The organism is Pseudomonas sp. EB271-G4-1, assembly GCF_058791355.1.
The window spans coordinates 58,152-64,173 of the sequence record NZ_JBYTEO010000038.1; the positions used below are offsets into that span (position 1 = coordinate 58,152).

Sequence of the window (6,022 nt, forward strand, 5' to 3'; positions counted from 1 at the left end):
TGAACAGTATCAAGGGAGAAACACTATGTACTTGACGCCTCAGCACGTGTTGCTTGCCGGAGCCACCGGATTAACCGGTGAACACTTACTTGATCGCTTGCTCAACGAGCCAACGATATCGCGAGTATTGGCCCCCTCACGCCGGCCACTGGCCGAGCATCCCCACTTGGAAAATCCGGTGGGCGATCCCTCTGAGTTTCTGCCGCAATTGAACGGCCGCGTTGACATCGCCTACTGCTGCCTGGGCACTACAATCAAACAGGCCGGCTCGGAGGAGGCGTTTCGCGCGGTGGACCTGGACATGGTGGTGGCCTTCGCCAAACGTGCCCGGGAGATGGGCGCCCGGCACCTGATCGTGATCAGCGCCCTGGGTGCCGATCGCAGATCCTCGATTTTCTACAACCGGGTCAAAGGCGAGATGGAACATGCCTTGCGCGCACAGAATTGGCCACAGTTGACCATCTGCCGTCCATCGTTGCTGCTGGGCGAACGCACTGAACCACGCCTGGGCGAGCAGTTCGCCGGGCCTTTGTCGAAACTGATTCCCGGCAAATACCGAGGCATTGAAGCCTGCCAACTGGCCCGAGCCATGTGGCGCCTCGCTCTGGAGGAGCAGGATGGGGTGCGGATTGTCGAGTCGGATGAGTTGAGGAAGTTGGGCAAGTAAATCAAAAGATCGCAGCCTGCGGCAGCTCCTACAGGGTGTACACACTCCCAATGTAGGAGCTGCCGCAGGCTGCGATCTTTTGTCTTTACAGTCCACCCGTTGCCTGAAAGCTGACCCCGATCACAGTCAGCAGCGACAACGGCAACAGCAGCGTGTCCAGCAACGCGCTGGCCGGCAGATCTACACCCGGATAGCTCGGTGCCTCGGCACCAAAACGGTCCATCGCGCAGCAGCCGCCATTGAGCGCATACCAATCCAGCCGCGTCCCGGAGTAGACCACTGGCGCTCCCGGCTTGGCAGCATCCAGCGTACGCGCCGTGGCACATCCCGCCAGCTGTAGCGCCAGCACAATCACCAGCAGCTTATTCATCGCTGCTCAGATGATATTCACCCCAACGCGGCAGCATGTCCTGGGGAATGCTCAGCAGATTGAGGATCCGCGCCACGACGAAATCGATCAGGTCGTCGATGGTTTGTGGCTGATGATAGAAACCCGGCGATGCCGGCAAAATCGTCACGCCCATGTTCGACAACTTGAGCATGTGCTCCAGGTGAATGCTTGAATATGGCGCTTCACGCGGCACCAGGATCAACTGGCGGCGCTCCTTGAGCGTCACATCGGCGGCACGTTCGATCAGGTTGTTGCAGGCTCCCGTCGCGATGGCCGACAGCGTCCCGGTAGAGCATGGCACTACCACCATCGCCGCCGGCGCGCCGGAGCCCGAGGCCACCGGCGACATCCAGTCTTCCTTGCCGTAGACCCGAATCTGCCCGGCGGCGGCACCGGTGTACTCGGTAAGGAAGGCTTGCATCGCCTGTGGCTTGGGCGGCAACGTGACGTCGGTTTCGGTAGCCATCACCAGTTGCGCGGCCTTGGAAATCAGGAAGTGCACTTCGCGGTCTTCGCGCACCAGGCAATCGAGCAGGCGCAAGCCGTACTGGGCGCCGGAAGCGCCGGTCATCGCCAGCGTGATGCGATCGGGACCGTTGCTCATTTGAGCGCCTCGGCCAGCTTGCCATGCAGGCCGCCGAAGCCGCCGTTGCTCATGATCACCACGTGGGTGCCTGGCTGGGCCTGGCTCTTGACCCGCTCAATGATGCCTTCCAGCGAGTCGCTGACTATCGACGGTACCGTGCACAATGCGGCGGTACCTGCCAGATCCCAGCCGAGATTGGCCGGTGCATACCAGATCACCTGGTCGGCATCGACCACGCTCTCTGGCAAGCCGTCACGGTGCGCGCCAAGCTTCATGGAGTTGGAGCGCGGTTCAATGATCGCAATCAACGGCGCATCGCCAATGCGTTTGCGCAGGCCGTCGAGCGTGGTGGCAATGGCCGTCGGATGGTGGGCGAAGTCGTCATAGATGGTGATGTCACGGACCTCGGCAACTTTTTCCATCCGACGCTTCACACTCTTGAAAGCGCTCAAGGCAGCAATGCCCAGGGCCGGCGCCACGCCAACATGGCGCGCCGCGGCCAACGTGGCCAATGCGTTGGCCACGTTGTGCTGGCCGGTCATGTCCCACTCGACCACGCCTTGAGCGACGCCTTCGAACATCACTTCGAATTGCGAGCCATCGTCGCTGAGCAGCTTGACCTGCCATTGCCCGCCCGCACCGGTGGTTTGCACCGGGGTCCAGCAACCCATCTCGATGACACGCAGCAAGGCCGGCTCGGTGGTCGGATGAATCACCAGGCCTTCGCTCGGAATAGTCCGCACCAGATGATGGAACTGCCGTTCGATCGCCGGCAGATCCGGGAAGATATCGGCGTGGTCGAACTCCAGGTTGTTCAGGATTGCCGTGCGCGGACGGTAGTGAACGAACTTGGAGCGCTTGTCGAAAAACGCGCTGTCGTATTCATCGGCTTCGATCACGAAAAACGGCGTGTCGCCCAGGCGTGCCGACACCGAGAAGTTCTGCGGTACACCGCCTATCAGGAAGCCCGGGCTCATGCCTGCGTGCTCCAGCACCCAGGCGAGCATGCTGCTGGTGGTGGTCTTGCCATGCGTACCGGCCACGGCCAGTACCCAGCGACCTTGCAGCACGTGGTCGGCCAGCCATTGTGGGCCGGAGACATAAGGCAGTCCTTTGTTCAGCACGTACTCGACCGCCGGGTTGCCTCGCGACATGGCGTTGCCGATGACCACCAGATCAGGCGCCGGGTCCAGTTGCGCCGGGTCGTAGCCCTGGGTCAACTCGATGCCCTGTGCCTCGAGTTGAGTGCTCATCGGCGGGTAGACGTTGGCATCGGAGCCGGTCACGTGATGGCCGAGCTCTTTGGCCAGGACTGCCATCGAACCCATGAAAGTGCCGCAGATACCCAGAATATGAATGTGCATAGTCGACCTCGTAAAACATGGCCGCAGGTTAGCTTAGGGGGGAAAAATTCGCACCTTTGTTTCGTCCTCAATGACGCCATTCGCGAGCAGGCTCGCTCCCACAGTAGATCTGGGTCAGCCCCCGAATTGTGGGTTCAACCCAACATCCTGTGGGAGCGAGCCTGCTCGCGAATGGACACGCCGCGGATTACCGGGCGATGCCGTGCTTGCGAAGTTTTCGATACAGGGTATTGCGGCTGACTCCCAGCTGTTCAGCCGTATTCGTCATATGCCAGCGCGTATGTTCCAGCGCATTCAACAGCGCCAGGCGCTCGGCATCCTCCAGTGGATGCTCGCAAGGCTGTTCAATTTTCGGCATGACCACTTGCCGTGCCTGACGAATCATCGCCGGCAGATCCTCAAGCGCGATTCGTCCGCCGTCACACAATGCCGCCAGCGTGCGCAACACATTGCGCATCTGTCGCACGTTGCCCGGCCAGGCAAATCCCAACAACACCTCACGCGCCGGCCCGTCGATCAATACGGTTTCTCCGCGCGCCTCTTCGGCCAGCAAGAAGTCGAGCAACTGCGATTTATCACTACGCTCGCGTAACGCTGGCAACGCGACTTCCAAGCCATTGAGGCGGTAATACAGATCCTCGCGAAAACTGCCGTCCTGCACCCTCTCCAGCAGATTGCGGTGCGTGGCGCTGATGATCCGCACATTGACCGATTCCGGCTCGCCACCGATCGGCACCACTTGCCGATCTTCCAGCACGCGCAACAAACGGGTCTGCAAGGCCAGGGGCATGTCGCCGATTTCATCGAGGAACAACGTCCCGCCGTCGGCCTGCTGCAGCTTGCCGCGCATGCCCTCCTTGCGTGCACCGGTGAAGCTGCCGCCGCGGTAACCGAACAGCTCGCTCTCGATCAGGCTTTCGGGGATGGCCGCACAGTTGAGGGCGACGAAGGCTTTTTCCGCGCGCTGGCTGGCTTGGTGCACGGCCTTGGCAAAGGCTTCCTTGCCCGAACCGGTTTCGCCGTTGATCAGCAATGGCACGTCCCGTTCGTACACACGCAGGGCCTTGCGGAAATCCGCCTGCAAGATCGGATCACCCAGGCAGATGCCCGACAACTGCGGGCGCTCTTCAGCCACCGGCCCCTGCACCAGCGGCACCGGGACTTTTCGCGCTTGCCCGCGTAACACGGCGAACAGATGGCGTCCGTCCCGGGTACGCAGCGGCCAGCTCGCGCTGGCATTGACGCTCGCGCGGCCGAGCAGTTCGTCCAGCGAGCAGTCGAAAAATGCCTCCACCGGCTTGCCCAACAAACCGCCACGGATATGCCCCAGCAGGTTCAGTGCACTCTGATTGACCGCGCAGATCCGCCCTTCGCCGTCGAACGCCAGCAGCCCTTCGCTGAACAAGCCGACGGACTCGGCCTGCAGATGAAAACGCAGCAGCCATTGATTATCGAAACAACGCAGGAAATAGCAGCTCTCGATCATCTTCGCCGACAGATTGACCAAAGCCATGGTATGGAATTGGCTTTGCCGCGATACCTCGTGCCGGGCAGAAGACACGTCGAGTACAGCCAGCAGTTCGCCGTGCGGATCGAATACCGGGCTCGCCGAGCAGGTCAGGCCGGTATGCCGCCCGCGAAAATGTTCGTCCTGATGAATGGTCAGCGACTGGCGCTCCACCAGGCAGGTGCCGATGCCATTGGTGCCTTCACAGGCCTCGCTCCAGTCGGCACCCAGCCAGAGGCCGGCACGTTCGAAAATCTTGCGTTCGGCCGGCGCCGTCACGCAATTGAGGATCACGCCGCGAGCATCGGTCAACAGCACGGCATGGCCGGCACCGGAGAGCTGCTGATGCAGACTGGTCATTTCATTGCCGGCGATGTGTAGCACTTGCTGCAAGCGTTCGCGACTTTCCAGCACGCGGCCATGTTCCAGCACCGTCGGCGCCATGTTCAAGGCCGGGTCGAGGTGGTAGTCCTCAAGGCAGCGCAGCCAGGAACGGGCGATCGACGGGTCGCTGCCAGGGCCGTGCAGGTGAGCCTTGCCCTGGGTCACGGTCAACACTTGCTGGGCATGGCGACTCAAATGGTTGTCGTGCATTTCTTATTATTCTCCCCCCGAGAGGTTCACGTTCCCGTAGGAGCTGCCGCAGGCTGCGATCTTTTGATCTTGATCTTAAAAAAATCAAAAGATCGCAGCCTGCGGCAGCTCCTACAGGGTGATGCAGCGTCTGAGCATCCTCCAGCCTGGCCAGCATTGCAACGCTGGCAAGACCGTCCAGTCACAGGCCGCACCAGAACCGGTACAAAGTGTCACAGGGACTGTACCGAAAGCGTCACAGGCGCCTCCCGCCCGTCCGACAAAAATCGCGCAAGGTCTTGATTTACCTGACCTGCAAGGCGGTGGCCCGGCCTTTGCTCTACGCTTAAAGCAAGCGCACATGCGCGTCTTCCTTATAAGCACAAGAACCCAAGGAGAAACCATCATGCGTTACGCTCACCCCGGTACTGAAGGCGCTATCGTTTCGTTCAAGAGCAAATATGGAAATTACATCGGCGGCGAGTTCGTCGCGCCTGTCAAAGGTCAGTACTTCACCAATACTTCGCCAGTGAATGGCCAACCGATTGCCGAATTCCCGCGCTCCACGGCTGAAGACATCGACAAAGCCCTGGACGCTGCCCACGCGGCCGCCGATGCCTGGGGCGCCACGTCCGCCCAGGCGCGTTCGCTGGTACTGCTGAAAATCGCCGACCGTATCGAGCAGAACCTGGAACTGTTGGCAATCACCGAATCCTGGGACAACGGCAAGGCCGTGCGCGAAACCCTCAATGCCGACATCCCGCTGGCCGCCGACCATTTCCGCTACTTCGCCGGCTGCATCCGCGCCCAGGAAGGCAGCGCTGCCGAAATCGACGGCAACACCGTGGCCTATCACATCCATGAACCCCTGGGCGTGGTCGGGCAGATCATCCCGTGGAACTTCCCGATCCTGATGGCCGCCTGGAAACTCGCC

At 61.1% G+C, this 6,022-nt stretch carries 6 protein-coding genes; 2 read left to right on the forward strand and 4 right to left on the reverse strand.

From position 1 onward, the window contains the following. Positions 1-25: 25 nt before the first annotated feature. Entirely contained in the window at positions 26-667 is a 642-nt protein-coding gene (locus tag AC3WWR_RS19405; RefSeq protein WP_033045415.1) for an oxidoreductase, read from the forward strand. An 85-nt stretch (positions 668-752) separates the two neighbouring features. On the opposite strand, the gene AC3WWR_RS19410 is transcribed toward AC3WWR_RS19405, so the two are convergent. The 4 genes from AC3WWR_RS19410 to AC3WWR_RS19425 all read right to left on the reverse strand — a co-directional run bounded on the left by AC3WWR_RS19410 (position 753) and on the right by AC3WWR_RS19425 (position 5,109). Next, positions 753-1,037, reverse strand: coding sequence for a YceK/YidQ family lipoprotein (locus AC3WWR_RS19410; protein WP_020798770.1), 285 nt, complete (start codon positions 1,035-1,037; stop codon positions 753-755). After that, on the reverse strand, positions 1,030-1,662 hold the full coding sequence (gene ubiX, locus AC3WWR_RS19415; RefSeq protein ID WP_020798771.1) for a flavin prenyltransferase UbiX: 633 nt from the start codon (positions 1,660-1,662) through the stop codon (positions 1,030-1,032). The genes AC3WWR_RS19410 and ubiX overlap by 8 nt, the downstream gene beginning before the upstream one ends. Beyond that, a complete protein-coding gene (gene mpl / locus AC3WWR_RS19420) occupies positions 1,659-3,008 on the reverse strand; it encodes a UDP-N-acetylmuramate:L-alanyl-gamma-D-glutamyl-meso-diaminopimelate ligase (protein ID WP_033045451.1) in 1,350 nt (449 codons plus the stop codon). Before mpl ends, ubiX begins: the two co-directional genes overlap by 4 nt. Positions 3,009-3,195: 187 nt before the next feature. Then, positions 3,196-5,109, reverse strand: coding sequence for a sigma-54-dependent Fis family transcriptional regulator (locus AC3WWR_RS19425; RefSeq protein WP_492598962.1), 1,914 nt, complete (start codon positions 5,107-5,109; stop codon positions 3,196-3,198). A gap of 385 nt (positions 5,110-5,494) precedes the next feature. Here AC3WWR_RS19425 and AC3WWR_RS19430 point away from each other — a divergent pair. Continuing rightward, on the forward strand, positions 5,495-6,022 hold a 528-nt coding region (locus AC3WWR_RS19430), incomplete at its 3' end, for an aldehyde dehydrogenase family protein (RefSeq protein ID WP_492598963.1).

What these genes read in the sequence shown, in the direction of transcription:
- AC3WWR_RS19405 (WP_033045415.1), top strand. Translation starts at nt 26, where the DNA reads ATGTACTTGACGCCTCAGCACGTGTTGCTTGCCGGAGCCACCGGATTA.
- mpl (WP_033045451.1), bottom strand. Translation starts at nt 3,008, where the DNA reads ATGCACATTCATATTCTGGGTATCTGCGGCACTTTCATGGGTTCGATG.
- ubiX (WP_020798771.1), bottom strand. Translation starts at nt 1,662, where the DNA reads ATGAGCAACGGTCCCGATCGCATCACGCTGGCGATGACCGGCGCTTCC.
- AC3WWR_RS19425 (WP_492598962.1), bottom strand. Translation starts at nt 5,109, where the DNA reads ATGCACGACAACCATTTGAGTCGCCATGCCCAGCAAGTGTTGACCGTG.
- AC3WWR_RS19410 (WP_020798770.1), bottom strand. Translation starts at nt 1,037, where the DNA reads ATGAATAAGCTGCTGGTGATTGTGCTGGCGCTACAGCTGGCGGGATGT.